This window comes from Fusobacterium mortiferum ATCC 9817, from assembly GCF_000158195.2.
Taxonomy (GTDB): domain Bacteria; phylum Fusobacteriota; class Fusobacteriia; order Fusobacteriales; family Fusobacteriaceae; genus Fusobacterium_A; species Fusobacterium_A mortiferum.
Genome location: NZ_GL987993.1, coordinates 66,945 through 87,400 on the forward strand (window position 1 = coordinate 66,945; position 20,456 = coordinate 87,400).

Sequence of the window (20,456 nt, forward strand, 5' to 3'; positions counted from 1 at the left end):
AAGAAATTTTAAATTTATGAGCGCTACCGCACAGAGGGCATTGATAAACAATGAAAGCTTTATCAATTGAACAAGCAAGAAATTTTTGAATAGTCTCTTCAATGTAAAGAAAATGATTATAGTAAAAATATTTTTTGACATGAGTTAAAAGATTTGATATATTAATATCAGAGAATATGTGTTTTAAAAGCATGTATATCTCCTTTTGTATATTTTGTTTGGCGACTATATTATACAAAAAAAGAGAGCTGAGTAAAGCATTTTTTTAATGCTACTCAGCTTTTTTTAATATCTTAAATATATATAGATTAGACTAAGAATTGTAGATTGAGCTACAACAATAGTTCCCCATTTTAAAAATTCCATAAAGGAAATCTCTATTCCCCCTTTTTTAGCTACGGAAGCTCCAACTATATTTGCAGCAGCTCCAACTATTGTCATATTTCCTCCTAAACAAGCTCCTAGAGATAGTGCCCACCAAAGTACTTGGGTATCTCCAGAAAAATTAGGTGTAATCTCTAATAATATTTTACCAAAAGATAAGGTATGAGGTATTGAACCTACTATAGGAGATAAAATAGTTGAAATAATAAGTATTAAGCTAGAAGTAAATTTTAGATGACCATTAGTGAAGTATATTAGATATTCAGATAATTTACTAATGATACCAAGATTTTCAATTCCATCAACTAATACAAATAATCCTCCAAAGAAAAATAAAGTATCCCATTCTACTTTTGCAAATATCTCTTCAGGTTTCTTTTTACTTAAAAATATTAAGACAGCAGCTCCAAGGATAGCTATTATAGCAAGTCCAATATGAGTAAAGCTATTACTTAAAAATCCTAAAATAACAAGAGAGAAAATAACTATAGATTGAATAAGTAATTTTTTATTTGTAATAGTTCTTTCTAAGCTTAGTTCCATTATTCCAGCTTTTAATTCATTAGATACTTGTAACTTATTTTTGAAATATAGAGCTGAACTAGTTAGAAGAACAGCCATATTGATTATAATAAATGGAGTTAGATTAAAAATAAAATCATTAAATTCTAATCCACTAAGGCTCGCAATAATAAGGTTAGGTGGGTCTCCAATCATTGTAGCAGTTCCACCAATATTAGAAGCAAAAATTTGTAAAAGCACAAAAGGTTTAGGATCTACCTCCATTTAGCTAAGAATATAGTGACTGGAACAACCAATAAAATTGTAGTAACATTATCTAAAACTGCTGAGAAAATAGCCGTTACAATAGAAGTAAAAACAAGAATTTTAATAGGATTTCCTCGCACTAATTGAGCTATCTTTATAGCTACCCACTGAAAGACACCTGTTTCAGACATAATTTCAACAATCATCATCATTCCAATAAGTAGAAAAATTATTTCCAAATTAAATCCAATAGTTTCAAGAGCTTCTTCTTCAGTGATAATTTGTAATACTACCATAAGGGCTCCACCAATAGTTGTGATTATGGATTTCGGATATTTTTCACTAATAATGAAATAAAAAGTAACAATAAAAATAATAGTTCCCAAAATAAGTTTTAGTATTTCCATAAGTTCGCCACCTTTTGTCAGTAATGAAAAAATTTTGTTTAAATTGTACAGTATTATTATATATCTTTAAAAATAAAGTGTAAAATATTTTTTTAAAAATGTGATATAAAAAATAAAATTATTTTATATATTGATTATATATAAAAAGATAAGATATAATTGGATTAGAGGTGAATATATGAAAAATAATTATAAAATAGAAGTACTATCAAAAAGAATTTGTGAAAGTAATATAGAAAAAATTTTGGATATTTTAAAATTAATACCAAATTCTAATTATAAGAGAGAAGATATATTGGCAGAAAATAAGGAAGAGAGAGTATTATATGGGAAGTGGGAATATAGTCTAGTTATTTTAAATGATAAAGATATTGTGGGGATATTGATAGGATATGAAAGAGAAAAAGAAAAGAGTGAACTATATAGAGAAAATTGTTTTTATATTAATGAGATAGCAATATCTAAAAAATATAAAGGACAAGGACTAGGGAAAATGTTATTAGAAACTTTTATTGAAAGAGTAAAAAAATTTAAATATTTAAGTGGAAAAATTAAGATAAGGATTCAAACAACTAATAGTATAGAAAATAGAAAAGTAATAAGTCTATATGAAAGTGTAGGATTTAAAAAGATAGGAGTAAAACAATATCCAAATAAGGAGGATGTTGTTATGGAAATAGAGAAGAAAAATAATTATAAGTAAGGAGAGTAATGATAACTACTCTCCTTATTTTTATAATATTGATGGAAAATCTTTTTTTTCAAGTAAGTCAGATATAGTATCTTTTAAAATTTGTAGTCCATCTTTTATTTCTTCTAAGGTAACTGAAGTGAAACTAAGTCTTATAAAATTATTACTTTGTTCTTCAGCTAAGAAAAAAACAGAACTAGGTAGAATAGAAACCTTTTTTTCTTTTAATAAATTGTAAAGAACATTTGAATTAATTTCAGAAGGAAGCTTTATCCAAAAATAGAAACCACCTTTAGGTAAAAAAGGTAATTCTAAACCTTTAATATTTTTAAGTAATGATAGTGAGAACTCATAACGTTTTTTAAAGATATCTCTTAATTTTTCAATATGTAAGTTTAAGTAACCACGCTTTAAAAATAGATAGATAGCCATCTGCATTAATCCTGATGAAGAGATATCACTAGAAAATTTTGCTGCAATGACTTCTTGAGTGAGTTTATTAGGTAAAACCATATAACCAATTCTTAAACCTGGCATAATTACTTTAGAAAAAGAGTTTATATAAATAACATTATTATTACTATCTAAAGCTTTTAAAGGAATTGAAGGATTATTAAAATAGTAAAAATCAGACATACAATCGTCTTCAATAATAGTAAATTTATATTTATTAGCTAATTCTAAAATTTTTAATTTTTTTTCTAATGACCAAGAAATACCAGTAGGACATTCAAAATTAATCATTGTATAGATAAAATCTATTTTATTATTTTGGAGTATTTTTTCTAGTTCTATTAAATCAAAACCATCTTCAAGTACAGGAACAGAAATCATTTTAGTAACTTCTGAAAAAGTGTTAATAGCTCCATAATAGGAAGGGCTTCCGATTACAATAGTAGTATTTTTCTTTTTAGACATAATTTTTTTTAAAATATCTAATGCTTGTTGTGAACCAGAGACAATTTGAATATTAGAAGCATTAGTAGTAATATTTAAAGCTTTTAATTTTTCTACTAAGATTTCTCTCAATTCTAAAAGTCCTTGAGTATCAAAGTAATTAAAGACTTTATCACCATAGTTATCAAAAATTTCGTTGATAATATTTTGAAATTCTTTTACAGGATAAAGCTCTGTAGAAGGAGTAGCACTAGCAAAGTTAATACTTTTATTAATAATAGCAAAATTATTAATAATTGGTTTTTGATTTTTAGAAGATAGATAATTATTTTCTTTTACATAACATCCTTTACCATTTATTTTAAAAATTAAATTATTTTTTTCAAGAAGTTCATATGCTTTGAGAACAGTCAAATGGCTGATATCATATTTTATAGCTATTTGTCTAATAGAAGGAAGTTTCTCATTAGGAAGTATATCTCCATTTTCTATTATATTTTTAAAAGCTTCATAAAGTTGTAAATATATTTTTTGAGGTAGAGTTTTATCTATAATAAAATTAAGCTTCATAAAAATCTCCTTTATACTGTTAAGTTGTGTTATATTAATATTATACCATACATATAAATTAAAAATGATAAAAACTGTTATATAACAGAAAGTATTGTAACTTTTTATAGGAAAAATAACTGAAAACAAGGTAAATTCTTAGTTTTTTAAAATTTAAAACCGTTATATATCGGTTATAACGGTTTTAGCTATTGACTATTTTAATATAACGGTTTATATTTATAGTATAAGAAAATCAAAATAAAAGTAGGAGGATAGAATGAAATATAATTTTAATGAACATATTGATAGAAAAAATAACCACTCAGCAAAATGGGAAGAGATGGGAAAAAAAATTATTTCAAATGATTTATGGCCTATGTGGATAGCAGATATGGACTTAAAAACTGCTCCTGAGATAACTTCTGCTATGAAAGAAAAAGTAGAACAAGAAATATTTGGTTATGTGTATAGACCTGATTCTTACTATAAAAGTGCAGCAGACTGGTTAGAAAGAAGATTTGGTTATAGAATTTTACCAGATACTTTGATAAATAGCCCAGGAGTTGTTCCAACACTATCAATCCTAGTTAGAAAAATGACAAAGCCAGGAGAAAAAATTTTAATTCAGACACCAGTTTATTATCCTTTTGCAGCGACTATAAAAGATAATGGAAGAGAGGTAGTTGAAAATAGATTAGTTAATAATGGAAATGGTTATTATACAATAGATTTTGAAGATTTTGAAAAGAAGGTATCTTCTAATGATATAAATTTATTTATTTTATGTAGTCCACACAATCCTGTTGGAAGAGTATGGAAAGAAGAAGAGTTAAAGAAAATGGCGGACTTATGTTTAAAATATAATGTAAGAATAATAGCCGATGAAATTTGGAGAGATATTATTATGCCAGGTTTTAAACATATACCAATAGCTTCTTTAAGTAAAGAGGTTGAAAATATTACAATAACTTGTTTTTCACCAACAAAAACATTTAATATTGCTGGATTACAAGCATCATTTGTAACATTTCCAAGAAGAGAAGAATGGGAGATGTTTGATACTGAGTTAGGAATATTGGATATAAAAAGAAATAGCCCATTTAGTTTAGTGGCTTTTGAAACAGGTTATACAAAGTGTGATGAGTGGGTAGATGAATTGGTAGAGCATTTAAGCGGAAATATGGATTATGTAATTAATTTTATTAAAGAAAAAATTCCAGAAGTAAAGGTAAGAAAACCAGAAGGAACTTACTTAATGTGGCTTGATTTTTCAGCATTAGGAATGAGTAAAGAGGAATTATCAAAGTTTATGCAAGAAAAAGCTAAGATAGCTTTAGATGATGGATATTGGTTTGGACAAACAGGAGAAGGGTTTGAAAGAATGAATATAGCTTGTCCAAGATATATGGTAGAAGAGGGAATGAAAAGAATAGAGAAAGCTATAAAAGAGTGGAGAAATAAATAAATTAATATAATAGGGAGGATAAAATAATGGAAGAAAGAAAATATGGGGCAATATCATTTTTACCATTGATAATATTTTTAGCATTATATATTGGAAGTGGATTATATTTTACATTTATGGGAGCAGAAAGTGCTTTTTCAAAATTTCCAAGACATGTAGCACTTTTAATAGGAATAGTTATAGCTTTATTAATGAATAAAACTATGAAATTAGATAAGAAAATAGATATTTTTTGTGAAAATGCAGGGAATTCGGGAGTTATTATTATAGGATTAATTTATTTATTAGCAGGTGGATTCCAAGGAGCAGCCAAAGCTATGGGAGGAGTGGAATCAGTTGTAAATATGGGACTAACTTTTATACCTAGTAGTCTATTAGTTCCAGGAGTATTTGCAATATCATCATTCATATCAACAGCTATAGGGACTTCTATGGGAACTGTAGCAGCTATGGCACCAATAGCTATAGGAGTAGCAGAAGCTGCAAACTTAAATTTACCATTAACATGTGCCGCTGTAATAGGAGGAGCATATTTTGGTGATAACCTATCAATGATATCTGATACTACAATTTCAGCTGCTAAAGGTGTAGGCTCAGAAATGAAAGATAAATTTAGAATGAACTTTTTAATAGCTTTACCTGCTGCAATAGTAGCAATTATAATGTATTGGGCTTTAGGAGGAACAGGAGTAATAACAGGAGAACATAATTTTGAAATTATTAGAGTTATTCCATATATAATAGTTTTAGGAGCTGCTTTAGCAGGATTCAATGTTTGTGGAGTTTTATTTACTGGAATAGTAATGAGTGGATTAATTGGAATTTTTGAAGGAACAATAACTATATTAGAATGGGTTCAAGCAATAGGAAGTGGAATGTCAGATATGTTTAGCATTACTATAGTAGCAATATTAATTTCAGGATTAATAGGATTAATAAAATACTATGGAGGAGTAGATTGGCTTGTTAATTCAATAGTTTCAAGAATAAAAGAAAGAAAAGATGCAGAATATGGAATAGGATTATTATCAGGACTATTATCAGCAGCTTTAGTAAATAATACAATAGCTATTATAATTAGCGCTCCTATAGCAAAGGAGATTGGAAAAACTTATCATATAGCTCCAAAAAGGCTAGCAAGTTTAATTGATATATTTGCTTGTGCATTCTTAGCTTTAACACCATATGATGGAGGAATGTTGATAGTTACTGGTTTAGTTGATGTTTCACCATTAGCAGTATTAAAATATTCATTCTACATTTTTGCTTTAATTATAGCTACTTGTATAACTATTCAATTTGGATTATTAAGAACAGAAGAAGAAAAGAGATATTTAAAAGAGAATAATTTAAAATAATGGAGGATAAAATTAAAATGGAAGATTTAAAAAATAAAGGGATAGGAACAATAGCAATTCATGCAGGACAGCATAAAAATCCTTTTGGAGCATTAGCAACTCCAATATATCAAACATCAACATTTGTATTTGATTCAACAGAGCAGGGGGGAGCTCGTTTTGCAGGAAAAGAAGATGGATATATCTATTCAAGACTAGGAAATCCAACAGTAGCAGTGGCAGAAGCTAAAGTAGCAGCTTTAGAAGAAGGAGAAGCTGCAGCAGCTACCTCATCAGGAATGGGAGCTATTTCTTCAGTTTTATGGACATTGTTGAAAGCTGGAGACCATGTTATAGCAGATAAAATACTATATGGTTGTACATTTGCTCTATTAGCTCATGGAATGACAAGATATGGAGTAGAAGTAGATTTTATTGATACTTCTGATTTAGAAGAAGTAAAAAAACATATGAAGGAAAATACCAGAGTAGTATATTTAGAAACTCCAGCTAATCCAAACTTAAAAATTTCTGATATAGAAGAGATAGCTAAGATAGCTCATACCAATTCAAAAACAATGGTTGTTGTAGATAATACATTTGCAACTCCATATTTACAAAAACCATTAAAACTAGGAGCGGATATAGTTGTTCACTCAGCTACAAAATATATTAATGGACATGGAGATGTTATAGCAGGATTTGCAGTAGGAAAGAAAAAAATAATAGATGAGATAAAATTATTTGGAATAAAAGATATGACAGGATCAGTATTGGGACCTACAGAAGCTCATTTAATAATTAGAGGGTTAAAAACTTTTGAAATAAGAATGCAAAGACATTGTGATAACGCTCAAAAAGTTGCTGAATTTTTAGAAAAACATCCTAAGATAGATAAAGTATATTATCCAGGATTGATAAAGCATCCAGGTCATGAAATAGCTAAAAAGCAAATGAAAGGATTTGGAGGAATAATGTCTTTCGAATTAAAAGGTGGATTTGAGGCAGGAAAAACATTATTAAATAATGTGAAATTATGTGCTTTAGCTGTAAGTCTTGGAGATACTGAAACATTGATTCAACACCCAGCTTCAATGACTCACTCAGCATATTCAAAGGAAGAATTAAAAGAAGCTGGAATTCCAGAAGGATTAGTAAGATTATCTGTAGGATTAGAAAATGTAGAGGATATAATTGAAGATTTAGAACAAGCTTTAAATCAAGTTAAATAATAAAAAAGAGCTATGGAAATAATTTTCTATAGCTCTTTTTAGTTAAATAAAATAAACAGATAAATAATTTAGAATGCTTCCTACTAAAACAAATATATGCCAAACACCATGCATAAATCTAACTTTTTTCATTCCATAGAATATAGTACCAACAGAATAAGCAATTCCACCAGCAATTAAAAGTTTTAAAGAAAGGGGGCTAATTAAAGTTTTTAAATCATCGAAAACAAAAATAATCATCCATCCCATAAAAAGATATATTAATGTAGAGAGTATTTTAAATTTACCAGTAAAGAAAATTTTAAAAATGATACCTGCTAAGGTCATTCCCCATTGAGCAAAGAATAAAATCCACTTAACTTTTCCGTCAAAAAATCCTAGCAAATAAGGAGTGTATGATCCTGAAATAAGGATATAAATAGCTGAATGGTCTAAAATTTTAAATATTCTTTTTAATTTACCAGTATATAATATATGATAAGTACCAGACATGGAATAAAGTAATATTAAAGAGAAACAAAATAACATTGAACCAATAAAATATCCAATATTACCACTCTCTAAAGTTCTTACTAGTAGAGCTCCTGTGCCAACTAATGCTAAAATAACTCCAAAGTAATGAGTAAGTGAGTTTACCCATTCTTCAACTCTTGAAACTTCATTCATAATAGCCTCCTGTTAAAACAAATAAAGTAAAATAAAATAGCCATTAATTATATCTTTTATTGAAAGTATTTTATCATATTAGTCATGAAAAAGTATAGTTAAATTTCAAAACTTTTAGTAATTATAGCCCCTTTATTTTTCATCTCTTTAATAGCATCTTTAGAAGAGCTAGGAGTTAAGTTTACTCCTCTACAACCATCTTCTATTAAATATACTTTATATCCTAATTCTAATGCATCAAGAACTGTAAATTTTACACAAAAATCAGTAGCTAATCCCATTATATATAAAGTGTCAATTTTTTTTTCTTTTAAAAAATTATCTAAATTTGTTTTTTGTAATTTTCCATTATCAAAGAAACCACTGTATGAGTCAATTTCAGGATTATTTCCTTTAAATATAGTTTTATCAATATTGTTACTATCTAATTCTGAATGGAATTCACTACCATAAGTATTTTCTACACAGTGAACAGGCCACCAAACTTGAGGTAAATTATTTAAGATTCCAAGTTCTCCAACTTTTCCATTTGAATTAATAGCAAAACTTTTATGGGAATTAGGGTGCCAATCTTTAGTTGCAACTATTAAATCATTATTTTCTCTAAATTTTTTTATTAAAGAGTTTGCAACTGGGATAACTGAATCTCCATATTTTACCTCAAGAGCACCATTTTTACAAAAATCATTTTGTAAGTCAACTAATAATAAAGCTTTCATAAAATCCTCCTAAAATATTTTTCTAATTTTATTATACCATTTTTTAGAAGAAAAAACATATCTATCCATTGAAAATATTGACATTTTTTAAAAAATATGATAAAATAAGCCGTTGTGAAATACACACATCAGTTATTTCTAAGCCAGGTGTTTTCAAATGAAAATTGCTTAGTTTTGAGACTGATGGAAGAAAAACCAAAAGACTATTAGGAGGAAAAAATGGCAGTAATAACAATGAAACAATTATTAGAAGCTGGAGTTCACTTCGGACACCAAGCAAAAAGATGGAACCCAAAAATGGCTAAGTACATCTTCACAGAGAGAAATGGAATCCACGTAATCGATTTACACAAATCTTTAAAGAAAATCGAAGAAGCTTATGCAGTAATGAGAGAGATTGCTGAGCAAGGTGGAAAAGTTCTATTCGTAGGAACTAAAAAACAAGCTCAAGAGGCTGTAAAAGAGCAAGCTGAAAGATCAGGAATGTACTATGTAAACAACAGATGGTTAGGAGGAATGTTAACTAACTTCGCAACTATCAAAACAAGAGTAGAAAGATTAAAAGAGTTAGAGCAAATGGAAGCAGATGGAACTTTAGATACTGCTTACACTAAAAAAGAAGCAGCTAACTTCAGAAAAGAATTAGCAAAATTATCTAAAAACCTTTGCGGAATTAAAGATATGAAAGAAGTTCCAGCAGCAGTATTTATCGTAGACTGTAAAAAAGAAACTTTAGCAATAAAAGAAGCTTCTGATTTAGGAATTCCTGTATTTGCAATGATCGATACTAACGTAGATCCAGACTTAATAACTTACCCAATTCCTGCAAACGATGATGCTATCAGATCTGTAAAATTAATCTCATCTGTAATGGCTAACGCTATCATCGAAGGAAACCAAGGTAAAGAAGTAGTAGAAGTTCCTGCTACTGAAGAAGAAGTTGTAGTAGAAGAAGAAGTAGTAGCTGAGTAATTTTATTCATCTATTATGGTTGAGCATAAATTAATAAAATAAAATTTTATTAGGAGGAAAAAATGGCAGTAATAACAGCTGGTTTAGTTAAAGAACTAAGAGAAAGAACTGGTGCTGGAATGATGGATTGTAAAAAGGCACTAATGGAAAATGACGGAGATATGGATAAAGCAATTGACTACTTAAGAGAGAAAGGAATTGCTAAAGCAGTTAAGAAAGCTGGAAGAATAGCAGCTGAAGGATTAATCTTTGATGCTGTATCAGCAGACCACAAAAGAGCTGTATTAATCGAGTTCAACTCTGAAACTGACTTCGTTGCTAAAAACGTAGAGTTTAAAGAATTTGGAAAGAAATTAGCTGAAATTGCTATTACAAATAATGTAAAAACTATAGAGGCTTTAAATGAAGCTGAAATAGAAGCTGGAAAAACTGTTGCTCAAGCAGTAACTGATTTAATAGCTAAAATCGGAGAAAACATGAATATCAGAAGAATTCATGAAACTGAAGCTAAAGATGGTTTCGTAGCAACTTATAGCCACTTAGGAGGAAAGCTAGGAGTTATAGTTGAATTATCTGGAGAAGCTACTGAAGCAAACATAACTAAAGCTAGAGATATAGCTATGCACGTAGCAGCTATGGATCCTAAATACTTAAATTCATCTGAAGTTACAACAGCTGACTTAGAGCATGAGAAAGAAATAGCTAGAAAACAATTAGAAGCTGAAGGAAAACCAGCTCAAATAATTGAGAAAATCCTAGTTGGAAAAATGAATAAATTCTATGAAGAGAACTGTTTAGTAGATCAAATCTACGTAAGAGCAGAAAATAAAGAAACTGTTGCTAAATTCGCAGCACCTTCAACTGTATTATCATTTGCTAGATACAAAGTTGGAGATGGAATCGAGAAAAAAGAAGAAAACTTCGCAGAAGAAGTTGCAGCTCAAATCAGAGGATAATAGCTAACAAATATAATGGGGATGCAACCGCATCTCCATTTTTTTAAAAAATTAATTAGGAGGAGCTATGGAGAAGCCATTTTATAAAAGAGTTTTATTAAAACTTAGTGGAGAAGCTCTAATGGGAGAGCAAGAGTTTGGAATTTCATCAGATGTAATAGCATCTTATGCTAGACAGATAAAAGAGATAGCTGATTTAGGAGTAGAGGTTTCAGTAGTTATAGGTGGAGGAAATATCTTCAGAGGACTATCTGGAGCAACTCAAGGAGTAGATAGAGTAACAGGAGATCATATGGGAATGTTAGCTACTGTTATTAACTCTCTTGCACTTCAAAACTCAATAGAGAAACTAGGAGTACAAACAAGAGTACTTACTGCTATTGAGATGCCTAAGATAGCTGAGCCATTTATTAAAAGAAGAGCTCAAAGACACCTTGAAAAGGGAAGAGTTGTAATATTTGGAGCTGGAACAGGAAATCCATATTTTACAACTGATACAGCAGCAGCATTAAGAGCAATAGAGATGAATACTGAGGTAGTTTTAAAGGCTACAAAAGTAGATGGAATCTATGATAAAGATCCTGTAAAGTATGCTGATGCAGTAAAATATGAAACTGTAACTTATACAGAAGTTTTAAATAAAAACCTTAAAGTAATGGATGCAACTGCAATTTCATTATGCAGAGAAAATAAACTTCCAATTATTGTATTTGATTCTTTAACAGAAGGAAATATAAAAAGAGTAATAATGGGAGAAAAAATAGGAACAACAGTAATAGCTGATTAATATTTAGGAGGAAATTTATGACAGGTAAAGAAGTAGTAAGCTTATGTAAAGAAAAAATGGGTAAAGCTGTAGAAGCTACAAAACACAAATTTACATCAATAAGAGCAGGAAGAGCTAACGTTTCTATGTTAGATGGAATAAAAGTAGAGCAATATGGTTCTGAAATGCCATTAAACCAAGTTGGATCTGTATCAGCTCCAGAAGCAAGATTATTAGTAATAGATCCATGGGATAAGTCATTAATAGGAAAAATAGAAAAGGCTATAATAGCTGCTAACTTAGGATTAACTCCTAATAATGATGGTAAAGTTATAAGACTTATAATGCCAGAATTAACTGCTGATAGAAGAAAAGAGTATGTAAAAATGGCTAAATCTGAAGCTGAAAATGGAAAAGTTGCTGTAAGAAATATAAGAAAAGATGGAAATAATGATCTTAAAAAATTATTAAAAGATAAGGAAAATCCAGTTTCAGAAGATGAAGTTAAGAATTTAGAAGCTGAAATTCAAAAATTAACAGATGCTCATATTAAAGAGATAGATGAGTTATTTGCTAAGAAAGAAAAAGAGATAACAACTGTTTAATAAAAAATTTAAAAGAAGGGAGCTAATTAAGGCTCCCTTCTTTTATCATTATGATAATGAAAATAAAAAATGATTTACCTCACTGTATTTAAATTGTCATATATAATAAAAAAAGTACTTTTGTATAAAAAAATAAACTAAATGTATTATTTATAAAGATGGCATAAAAATTGCTATTATTTTAATATAAGTTATTAAATATTAAAATATTAATAGGAGGAAAAAATGAATAGTACACAAATTACAGCATTAGTAATAATTTTAGTTTACATGGCAGTAACAGTTGCTATTGGACTATTTGCTTCAAGAAAAAAAACAGAGGAGAAACAAAGTAATGATGACTTCTTAATGGCAAGTAAATCATTAGGACCAGTAGTTCTAGCAGGAACATTATTTGCTGCAAATACAGGAGGAGCTAGTACAACAGGTATAGCTACTAACGTATTTCAATATGGATTATCAGCTTCTTGGTATGTAATAGCAGGAGGAATAGGATTTGTTTTAGTATCTTTTATAGCACCATATTTTAGAAGAGCACAAGCTAATACAGTACCTGAAATTATTAGTAAAAGATATGGAAAAGCTTCACACATATTTACAGCTTTTACTTCAATCTCTGCATTATTTATGGCAACAGGAGCTCAATTTATAGCTACAGCTTCAATTATAAACGTTGTAACAGGATTTGACTTTGAAACTGCAGCAATAGTAAGTACTATTGTAGTTGTTATTTATACAATGTTTGGAGGATTTAAGTCAGTTACAGCTACAAACTTAATGCACGTTTTATTTATCACTGTTGGAATGACAATAGCTATGTTTGTAATGGTTAATAATCCAGAAGTAGGAGGATTTGGAGCATTATTTGAAAAAGCAAGAGCTATGCAAGATGCAGCTGGAAATAATATGAATATATTAAGTATGACAAAAATAGGTGGAACTACAATAATTGGTTACATTGCAATGTATTTTATGACTTTCCCAACAGGACAAGAAATAGTTCAAACTTATTGTTCAGCTAAAGATGGAAAATCAGCTAAATTAGGTTCAATATTAGCAGGACTTGTATCAGCAGCATATGCAATTGTTCCAGCAATAATAGGATTATTAGCTTATGTTTGTATTGATGGTTATGTATTAGCAGGTTCTCAAAAAAATGCACTAGCACAAGCTACAATAACTTTTGCTCCTTCAATATTAGCAGGAGTAGTATTGGCAGCAATAGTTGCAGCTACAATGAGTAGTGCTTCAGGAAATATGATAGGAACTGCTACTATGTTTACTAATGACGTTTTTACACCATATATAAATAAAGGTGTAAAAGATGATAAAAAAGAAATTTGGATTTCTAAAGTTACAATGTTAGTAGTTGGAGTAGTTGGATTATTTATAGCTTTAAAAGCAAGTAATGTTATCAGTGTTATGATGGGGGCATTTGCATTAAGAAGTGCAGGTCCATTTGCAGCATTTATTTGTGGATTATTCTGTAAAAATGTAACTAAACGTGCAGGATTTATTTCTATCTTAGTAGGAACAATAGTTGCAGCTATATGGATTTATGTATTAGACACACCAGGTGGATTAAATGCTATGGTACCAGGTGGAATAGTAGCATTTATAGCTATCTTCTTAGTTTCTAAAATTGAAATTAGTCAAGGAGTAGAGCCAGCACCAGAAATAAAATTTGATGAAAATGTTTAATTAGGTTTGAATATAAATATAAGGGGGTTATAAAAAATATGGAGAAAATACTTATAAAAAATGGAACAGTTATAGATGGAAGCAGAAGTGCAAGATTCCAAGCTGATGTATTAGTTGAAGGAGAAAGAATAGTAAAAATAGGAAAAATAGATGAAGCAGCTGATAGAGTAATAGATGCTAGTGGTAAAATAGTTGCACCTGGATTTATTGATACTCATAGCCACTCAGATTTAAAAGTTTTACTAGAACCATTTGTTGAACCAAAACTTCGTCAAGGAATTACTACAGAAGTATTAGGACAAGATGGAATTTCTATGGCTCCATTACCAAAAGAGTATGTAAGTTCTTGGAGAAAAAATCTAGCAGGACTAGATGGAGATAGTGATGAATTAGGTTGGGACTGGGAAAATACAGATAACTACTTAAAATTAATAGAGAAAAAAGGATGTACTCCAAATGAGTCATATCTAGTACCTCATGGAAATATCAGAATGGAAGCTATGGGACTAGAAGCAAGAGTTGCTACTGATGAAGAGCTAGAAAAAATGAAAGAGATAACTAGAAGAGAGATGGAAGCAGGAGCAGCAGGACTTTCAACAGGGCTTATCTATATTCCTTGCGCATATTCAGATACAAGAGAAATGATAGAGATCTGTAAAGTAGCAGCAGAATATGATAGACCACTTGTAATTCACCAAAGAAGTGAAGCAGATACAATGATAGATTCTATGAATGAAGTAATAACAATAGCAAAAGAAAGTGGAGTAAAAATACACTTCTCTCACTTCAAAATCTGTGGAAAAAATAACTGGCATTTAATAAAAGATATATTAGCACTATTAGATAAGTGTAAAGAAGAGGGAATAGAGATCTCTTATGACCAATATCCATATGTAGCAGGAAGTACAATGCTAGGAGTAATAATTCCACCTTGGGCACATGCAGGAGGAACAGATAAACTAGTAGAGAGATTAGGAAATCCAGCAGATAGAGAGAGAATGAAACACGATATAATCAATGGAATTCCAGGATGGGATAACTTTATAGATTTTGCAGGATTTGATGGAATTTATGTAACATCAGTAAAAACAAAAGCAAATGAAGATTGTATAGGAAAAAACTTACTAGAAATAGCTGAATTAAAAGGAAAAGATAAATTTGATGCAGTATTTGACCTATTAAAAGAGGAAGAAAATGCAGTAGGAATGTATGACTATTATGGAAAAGATGAGCATGTGGTAACATTCTTAACAAGAGAAGAAAGTAATGTATGTACAGATGGATTATTAGGAGGAAAACCACATCCAAGAGTATATGGAGCATTCCCAAGAGTAATAGGAAAATTTGTAAGAGAAATGAAAGCAATGACTCTAGAAGAGGCAGTGTATAAAATGACTCACAAACCTGCTAAAACTTTTAAATTAGAAGATAGAGGATTATTAAAAGAAGGATATTTTGCAGATATAGTAATCTTTGATGAAAATACAACAATAGACAAAGGAACATTTGTAGATCCAATTCAAAACCCAGAAGGAATAAGCCATGTAATGGTAAATGGAGTATTAGCAATAGATAACTATGAAGCAACTAAAAAACTTTCTGGAAAAGTTTTAAGAATTAAAAAATAGAAACTTAAAATAAGATTATGAAAGACTGTATGTAGAAATACATATGGTCTTTTATAATTTTATTTGACATATGAAAAAAATTTGAATATATTATATTATCTATAAAGTTAAAAAGGAGAGTAAAAAATTGATACCCTTAAAAAAAATTCAAAGATATGTAAAACAATATGCAGAAGTAATAGCAAATATTTTACAGTGTGAAGTTGAAATAATGGATGAAAATTTAATAAGAATAGCAGGAACAGGATATTTTGAAAAAAAAGTTGGGAAAAAATGTGAAGGGTCAGTATATCCTCATGTTTTTCTAACTGAGGAGAGTCATATTATTACTAATCCTAAAGAAAATGAACTCTGTATGAAATGTACTCACAGAGAAAGTTGTACAGAGGAATTAGAGATATCTTCTCCTATTTTTTATAAAGGAAAAGTTGTTGGAGTTATTGGTTTAGTTTGTTTTAATGTTAAAGATAGAGATAGAATTTTAGAAAATATTCAATTTTATTTGAAATTTACAGAACAAATAAGTGATTTTATTTCTGGGAAGTTATTTGAATTGGAAGGGGAGTTAGAGAAAAAAGAGAGGGTAGATATTTTAAAAAAAATAGTAAATACATATGATAAAGGTGTAATAATATTAGATGATAAAGGAAATATAGTTGATATAAATGATGGAGCTAAAGAAAGACTGAGATTAAATAATGAAGGATTAATAGGTTATCCTAAAATTAATATTATTCCTAAAAAAAATATGGTTAATGATCAAATTCTATATTCTTTGGAAATAGAAGAAAATAAATATACTTTTCAAGGGACAATCACCTCTTTTGAATCTCTATCAAATAAGGAATATAAGATATTTATTTTTGAGTATGATGATAGAGAAACAAGTAGATTAAAAGAAAATATTGAAAAATTAGAAGATGCAATAATAATAACTAACATAATAGGAAATAATGAAGAGATTAAAGAGATAAAGGAAACTATAAAAAAAATAGCTGATAGTCCTTCAACAGTACTTATAATAGGAGAAAGTGGAACAGGAAAAGAATTAGTAGCAAGAGCTATCCATAGTTGTGGAGATAGAGCAAATTATCCTTTTGTTGCTATTAACTGTGGTGCTATACCAGAAAATTTATTAGAAAGTGAATTATTTGGTTATGTAAGAGGAGCATTCAGTGGTGCAACCAATGAGGGAAGAGCAGGAAAGTTTGAATTAGCAAATAATGGGATTATATTTTTAGATGAGATAGGGGAGATGCCTCTTTCTTTACAAGTAAAGCTTTTGAGAGTATTACAAGAGAGAAAGATAGAGAGATTAGGTTCTAATAAGACAATTGATTTAAATATTAGAGTGATTGCAGCAACAAATGCTGATTTAGAAATTTTAATAGAAGAGAAAAAATTTAGGAGAGATTTATATTATAGATTGAATGTTTTACAATTAGAACTTCCACCATTAAGAGAAAGAAAGGAAGATATTCCTTTGTTATTAAATAATTTGATAAATAAATATAGTATAAAATTTAATAAAAATCCATTAAAATTAAAACCGGATTTGCTAAGTTTATTTAAAAATTATAGTTGGCCTGGAAATGTAAGAGAGTTAGAAAATATAGTAGAGTATCTAGTTAATATGCAAGATGATATGGGAAATATCGGCGAAGATATAGTAAAAAAAATAGAGAGAAAATTTAGTAAAAAAACTAAGGATAAAAATAATATATTAAAAGGAAAAAATATTTCAACATTAGAAGATTTAGAGAAAGAGATGATAAAACAAACTTTGGAAAAACATGGAACTTCTAAAGAGGGAAAAGATATGTGTGCTAAAGAGCTTGGAATAGGAATAGCTACATTATATAGAAAGATAGAAAAATATAATTTGTAAGGAGTTATTGAAGGAAAAAAGAGTCTTAGATAACTCTTTTTTCTTGTCCAGAAAAACAAATAGGTAGAAAAATTTGTGTAAATATGGTACAATTTACAAAGTATAGAGAGGTGAAAATATGGAAAAACAAATACCCAATCATATAGCAATAATAATGGATGGAAATGGAAGGTGGGCAAAAAGAAGAGGACTTCCAAGAACTTTTGGACATAAAGAGGGAGCAGCAGCACTTAGAAAAATTATAACTCATGCTGCTAAAATAGGAGTGAAATATCTTACTGTATATGCTTTCTCAACTGAAAACTGGAAGAGAAGTCAAGAAGAAGTAAGTGCTTTGATGTTTCTTTTCAAAAGTTATATAAAAAATGAAGAAAAAAATATAATGGAAAATAATATTAGATTCATGGTTTCTGGGAGAAAGGATAATGTTAGTAGCTCTCTTTTAGAAGCAATAGGTAATTTACAGGAAAAAAGTAAGAATAATACAGGTTTAACATTTAATATTGCTTTTAATTATGGAGGAAGAGCTGAAATAGTAGATGCTATAAATAAAATTTTAAAATCTGGGAAAGAGAGTATTAACGAGGATGAATTTTCAAAGTACTTATATAATGATATTCCAGATCCTGAGCTTTTAATAAGAACTAGTGGAGAGTTAAGAATTTCTAATTTTTTATTATGGCAAATAGCTTATTCAGAGATTTATATTACAGATACATTGTGGCCTGATTTTAATGAGGAGGAATTAGATAAAGCTATTGAAGTTTTTAATAAAAGAGATAGACGCTTTGGAGGAGTAAAATAATGTTGAGTAGAATAATTGTGGCTCTAATTGGAATTCCTATTTTGATAGGAGTTTTATACTATGGTGGATTACCGCTATTAGTATTTACAAATATAATTGTAGGAATTGGAGCTTATGAGTTTTATCAGATGGCAGAGATAGGTGGGAAAAAACCACACAAATTATTGGGAATAATATTGGCACTAATAATTCCTAATGTAATATTTTTTAAAGAATTAAATATGATATCTTTCGGAATAGAGGGAATCATAGCTCTATGCACCATTATAGCTATAAGCTTTAGAGTTATTCAAAATAGGGTAGAAGATTCAAGTGTAGATTTAGGAGAAACTGTATTAGGAGCTTTATATCCAAGTGTCTTATTTTCACATATCTTATTGATAAGTTTATTACCTAATGGAGGTAAGTGGCTTTTAACTGCTCAGATAATGGTTTGGGTATGTGATAGTTTTGCATATTTTGTAGGTATGGGAATAGGAAGAAAATTTTTTAATAGAGGATTTAATAGTATCAGTCCTAAGAAATCTATAGAGGGTTCAATAGGAGGAACACTATTTACAATTTTATCTCTATTTTTATTAGATAAATATTTTATGTTAGTCCAAGGTGGTATGGATATTCTAAATGTAGCAATCTTTGGAGTCTTTATCAGTGCTGTAGCACAGATAGGAGACTTAGGAGAATCTATGTTTAAGAGAGAGTTTAAAGTTAAAGATTCAGGGACATTATTGAAGGGGCATGGAGGGATATTAGATAGATTTGATAGTATGCTTTTTGTAGCTCCAGTAATGTATTATCTTTTGAAATTTATAATTTTATAGGTTAGGGGTGAGGTAACTCGCCCTATTTTTTCTAGGAGGATATTATGAAAAAAATAATTATATTAGGTTCTACTGGAAGTATAGGAACAAATGCTTTAGAAGTAGTAAGAAAGTCAAATGAAAAATTTCAAGTAGTAGGTTTAAGTGGACATAGAAATCATAAACTTTTACTTGAACAAATAAGAGAATTTCAACCTAAATATGTTTCAGTAGGAACAGAAGAGGGATATGAGATAATAAAAAGAGAGTTTCCTAATATAGAATTATATTGTAAAGATGAAGGGTTAAAAGAGTTAGCATTAAAAGATGACTATGATATACTTTTAACAGCAGTTAGTGGAGCTATTGGGATAGAGGCTACAGTAGAAGGAATAAAAAAAGGAAAGAGAATAGCTTTAGCTAATAAGGAAACAATGGTGGCAGCAGGACCATATATTAATAAGTTATTAAAGGAAAATCTAAAGGCAGAGATAGTACCAGTAGATAGTGAGCATTCAGCAATATTTCAATCTCTTTTAGGTGGAAGAAGAGAAGAAGTAAGAAAAATTATAATCACAGCAAGTGGAGGAACTTTTAGAGGTAAAAAAAGAGAGGAGTTAAAGGATGTAACTGTTGAACAAGCTCTAAAACATCCAAATTGGGCTATGGGTAAAAAGATAACAATAGACTCTTCAACACTTGTAAATAAAGGATTAGAAGTTATAGAGGCTCATGAGCTTTTTGGAGTAAGCTATGAAGATATAGAGGTATTAGTTCATCCACAAAGTATAATTCACTCTATGGTAGAATTTAAAGATAGAGCTGTAATAGCACAATTAGGAGCTCCAGATATGAAGTTACCTATACAGTATGCATTTACATATCCAGAGAGAGAGGCAAGTTCTGCTCTAGAGCCATTAGATTTTACAAAAGTCTCAACTTTAACATTTGAAAAGCCAGATCATCAAACATTTAAAGGAATAGAGTTAGCTTTTAAGGCTGGGAAAATTGGAAAAACAATGCCAGCAGTTTTAAATGCAGCTAATGAAGTAGCAGTGGAGCTATTTTTGAAAGGAAAAATAAAATTTTTAACTATTTATGAGATAATTGAAAAGGCTATGGAGAGACATATTCCATTAGAAATTGATGGAGTAGAGATAATAAAAAAAGTAGACTCAGAAACGAGAGAATGGGTATATTTAAACTATGAGGTGTAA

20 protein-coding genes are annotated in these 20,456 nt (G+C 29.3%); 14 read left to right on the forward strand and 6 right to left on the reverse strand.

Annotated elements, in window-relative coordinates; genetic code table 11:
• The 3 genes from FMAG_RS13935 to FMAG_RS14130 form a co-directional block, all read right to left on the reverse strand.
• Window positions 1–193: hypothetical protein (locus FMAG_RS13935; protein WP_005885945.1), on the reverse strand; the 193-nt coding region annotated here is incomplete at its 3' end.
• Between the two features lie 92 nt (window positions 194–285).
• Entirely contained in the window at window positions 286–1,146 is an 861-nt protein-coding gene (locus tag FMAG_RS08625; RefSeq protein ID WP_261660804.1) for a sodium:proton antiporter, read from the reverse strand.
• A gap of 14 nt (window positions 1,147–1,160) precedes the next feature.
• Window positions 1,161–1,559: an ArsB/NhaD family transporter gene (locus tag FMAG_RS14130; protein WP_261660805.1), complete on the reverse strand. Its 399-nt coding sequence runs from the start codon at window positions 1,557–1,559 to the stop codon at window positions 1,161–1,163.
• A 178-nt stretch (window positions 1,560–1,737) separates the two neighbouring features.
• On the opposite strand from FMAG_RS14130, the gene FMAG_RS08630 reads away from it, so the two are divergent.
• Window positions 1,738–2,262, forward strand: coding sequence for a GNAT family N-acetyltransferase (locus FMAG_RS08630; RefSeq protein ID WP_005885946.1), 525 nt, complete (start codon window positions 1,738–1,740; stop codon window positions 2,260–2,262).
• 30 nt (window positions 2,263–2,292) lie between these two features.
• On the opposite strand, the gene pdxR is transcribed toward FMAG_RS08630, so the two are convergent.
• On the reverse strand, window positions 2,293–3,717 hold the full coding sequence (gene pdxR / locus FMAG_RS08635) for a MocR-like pyridoxine biosynthesis transcription factor PdxR (protein ID WP_005885947.1): 1,425 nt from the start codon (window positions 3,715–3,717) through the stop codon (window positions 2,293–2,295).
• Between the two features lie 259 nt (window positions 3,718–3,976).
• On the opposite strand from pdxR, the gene FMAG_RS08640 reads away from it, so the two are divergent.
• Genes FMAG_RS08640 through megL form a run of 3 tightly spaced genes read left to right on the forward strand, consistent with a single transcriptional unit; the run spans window position 3,977 to window position 7,733 of the window.
• The gene (locus tag FMAG_RS08640; RefSeq protein WP_005885950.1) at window positions 3,977–5,164 is read left to right on the forward strand and encodes a MalY/PatB family protein; all 1,188 of its coding nucleotides are present in this window, start codon (window positions 3,977–3,979) and stop codon (window positions 5,162–5,164) included.
• A 26-nt stretch (window positions 5,165–5,190) separates the two neighbouring features.
• A complete protein-coding gene (locus FMAG_RS08645) occupies window positions 5,191–6,522 on the forward strand; it encodes a Na+/H+ antiporter NhaC family protein (protein WP_005885952.1) in 1,332 nt (443 codons plus the stop codon).
• A 17-nt stretch (window positions 6,523–6,539) separates the two neighbouring features.
• A complete protein-coding gene (gene megL / locus FMAG_RS08650) occupies window positions 6,540–7,733 on the forward strand; it encodes a methionine gamma-lyase (RefSeq protein ID WP_040494006.1) in 1,194 nt (397 codons plus the stop codon).
• Between the two features lie 42 nt (window positions 7,734–7,775).
• Here the strand turns inward: megL and trhA are convergent, their stop codons facing one another.
• On the reverse strand, window positions 7,776–8,399 hold the full coding sequence (trhA, locus tag FMAG_RS08655; RefSeq protein ID WP_005885955.1) for a PAQR family membrane homeostasis protein TrhA: 624 nt from the start codon (window positions 8,397–8,399) through the stop codon (window positions 7,776–7,778).
• A 98-nt stretch (window positions 8,400–8,497) separates the two neighbouring features.
• Window positions 8,498–9,118 carry a bifunctional nicotinamidase/pyrazinamidase gene (gene pncA, locus FMAG_RS08660; RefSeq protein ID WP_005885956.1) on the reverse strand — a complete coding sequence of 207 codons (621 nt, stop codon included), beginning with the start codon at window positions 9,116–9,118 and terminating at the stop codon, window positions 8,498–8,500.
• A 219-nt stretch (window positions 9,119–9,337) separates the two neighbouring features.
• Here pncA and rpsB point away from each other — a divergent pair, with 219 nt between their 5' ends.
• The 10 genes from rpsB (at window position 9,338) to dxr (ending at window position 20,456) form a co-directional block, all read left to right on the forward strand.
• On the forward strand, window positions 9,338–10,090 hold the full coding sequence (rpsB, locus tag FMAG_RS08665; protein ID WP_005885957.1) for a 30S ribosomal protein S2: 753 nt from the start codon (window positions 9,338–9,340) through the stop codon (window positions 10,088–10,090).
• A 62-nt stretch (window positions 10,091–10,152) separates the two neighbouring features.
• Window positions 10,153–11,046, forward strand: coding sequence for a translation elongation factor Ts (gene tsf / locus FMAG_RS08670; protein ID WP_005885958.1), 894 nt, complete (start codon window positions 10,153–10,155; stop codon window positions 11,044–11,046).
• A 67-nt stretch (window positions 11,047–11,113) separates the two neighbouring features.
• Window positions 11,114–11,833, forward strand: coding sequence for a UMP kinase (gene pyrH / locus FMAG_RS08675; RefSeq protein WP_005885959.1), 720 nt, complete (start codon window positions 11,114–11,116; stop codon window positions 11,831–11,833).
• 17 nt (window positions 11,834–11,850) lie between these two features.
• On the forward strand, window positions 11,851–12,417 hold the full coding sequence (gene frr / locus FMAG_RS08680; protein WP_005885960.1) for a ribosome recycling factor: 567 nt from the start codon (window positions 11,851–11,853) through the stop codon (window positions 12,415–12,417).
• Window positions 12,418–12,642: 225 nt separating this feature from the next.
• On the forward strand, window positions 12,643–14,118 hold the full coding sequence (locus FMAG_RS08685) for a sodium:solute symporter family protein (RefSeq protein ID WP_005885962.1): 1,476 nt from the start codon (window positions 12,643–12,645) through the stop codon (window positions 14,116–14,118).
• A 38-nt stretch (window positions 14,119–14,156) separates the two neighbouring features.
• Window positions 14,157–15,746 (forward strand): N-acyl-D-amino-acid deacylase family protein, encoded by a 1,590-nt coding sequence (locus tag FMAG_RS08690; RefSeq protein WP_005885964.1) that lies wholly within the window; start codon window positions 14,157–14,159, stop codon window positions 15,744–15,746.
• A 127-nt stretch (window positions 15,747–15,873) separates the two neighbouring features.
• A complete protein-coding gene (locus FMAG_RS08695) occupies window positions 15,874–17,634 on the forward strand; it encodes a sigma-54 interaction domain-containing protein (protein ID WP_005885966.1) in 1,761 nt (586 codons plus the stop codon).
• A gap of 118 nt (window positions 17,635–17,752) precedes the next feature.
• A complete protein-coding gene (locus FMAG_RS08700) occupies window positions 17,753–18,439 on the forward strand; it encodes an isoprenyl transferase (RefSeq protein ID WP_005885969.1) in 687 nt (228 codons plus the stop codon).
• Window positions 18,439–19,260 carry a phosphatidate cytidylyltransferase gene (locus FMAG_RS08705; RefSeq protein WP_005885971.1) on the forward strand — a complete coding sequence of 274 codons (822 nt, stop codon included), beginning with the start codon at window positions 18,439–18,441 and terminating at the stop codon, window positions 19,258–19,260. Before FMAG_RS08700 ends, FMAG_RS08705 begins: the two co-directional genes overlap by 1 nt.
• Before the next feature lie 44 nt (window positions 19,261–19,304).
• On the forward strand, window positions 19,305–20,456 hold the full coding sequence (gene dxr / locus FMAG_RS08710; protein ID WP_005885972.1) for a 1-deoxy-D-xylulose-5-phosphate reductoisomerase: 1,152 nt from the start codon (window positions 19,305–19,307) through the stop codon (window positions 20,454–20,456).

Bases quoted from the DNA above. Each gene is read 5' to 3' on its own strand.
- tsf (WP_005885958.1), top strand. From the start codon at position 10,153: ATGGCAGTAATAACAGCTGGTTTAGTTAAAGAACTAAGAGAAAGAACT.
- FMAG_RS08645 (WP_005885952.1), top strand. From the start codon at position 5,191: ATGGAAGAAAGAAAATATGGGGCAATATCATTTTTACCATTGATAATA.
- megL (WP_040494006.1), top strand. From the start codon at position 6,540: ATGGAAGATTTAAAAAATAAAGGGATAGGAACAATAGCAATTCATGCA.
- FMAG_RS08705 (WP_005885971.1), top strand. From the start codon at position 18,439: ATGTTGAGTAGAATAATTGTGGCTCTAATTGGAATTCCTATTTTGATA.
- pncA (WP_005885956.1), bottom strand. From the start codon at position 9,118: ATGAAAGCTTTATTATTAGTTGACTTACAAAATGATTTTTGTAAAAAT.
- FMAG_RS08640 (WP_005885950.1), top strand. From the start codon at position 3,977: ATGAAATATAATTTTAATGAACATATTGATAGAAAAAATAACCACTCA.
- trhA (WP_005885955.1), bottom strand. From the start codon at position 8,399: ATGAATGAAGTTTCAAGAGTTGAAGAATGGGTAAACTCACTTACTCAT.
- FMAG_RS14130 (WP_261660805.1), bottom strand. From the start codon at position 1,559: ATGGAAATACTAAAACTTATTTTGGGAACTATTATTTTTATTGTTACT.
- dxr (WP_005885972.1), top strand. From the start codon at position 19,305: ATGAAAAAAATAATTATATTAGGTTCTACTGGAAGTATAGGAACAAAT.
- pdxR (WP_005885947.1), bottom strand. From the start codon at position 3,717: ATGAAGCTTAATTTTATTATAGATAAAACTCTACCTCAAAAAATATAT.
- FMAG_RS08685 (WP_005885962.1), top strand. From the start codon at position 12,643: ATGAATAGTACACAAATTACAGCATTAGTAATAATTTTAGTTTACATG.
- FMAG_RS08690 (WP_005885964.1), top strand. From the start codon at position 14,157: ATGGAGAAAATACTTATAAAAAATGGAACAGTTATAGATGGAAGCAGA.
- frr (WP_005885960.1), top strand. From the start codon at position 11,851: ATGACAGGTAAAGAAGTAGTAAGCTTATGTAAAGAAAAAATGGGTAAA.
- FMAG_RS08630 (WP_005885946.1), top strand. From the start codon at position 1,738: ATGAAAAATAATTATAAAATAGAAGTACTATCAAAAAGAATTTGTGAA.
- rpsB (WP_005885957.1), top strand. From the start codon at position 9,338: ATGGCAGTAATAACAATGAAACAATTATTAGAAGCTGGAGTTCACTTC.
- pyrH (WP_005885959.1), top strand. From the start codon at position 11,114: ATGGAGAAGCCATTTTATAAAAGAGTTTTATTAAAACTTAGTGGAGAA.
- FMAG_RS08700 (WP_005885969.1), top strand. From the start codon at position 17,753: ATGGAAAAACAAATACCCAATCATATAGCAATAATAATGGATGGAAAT.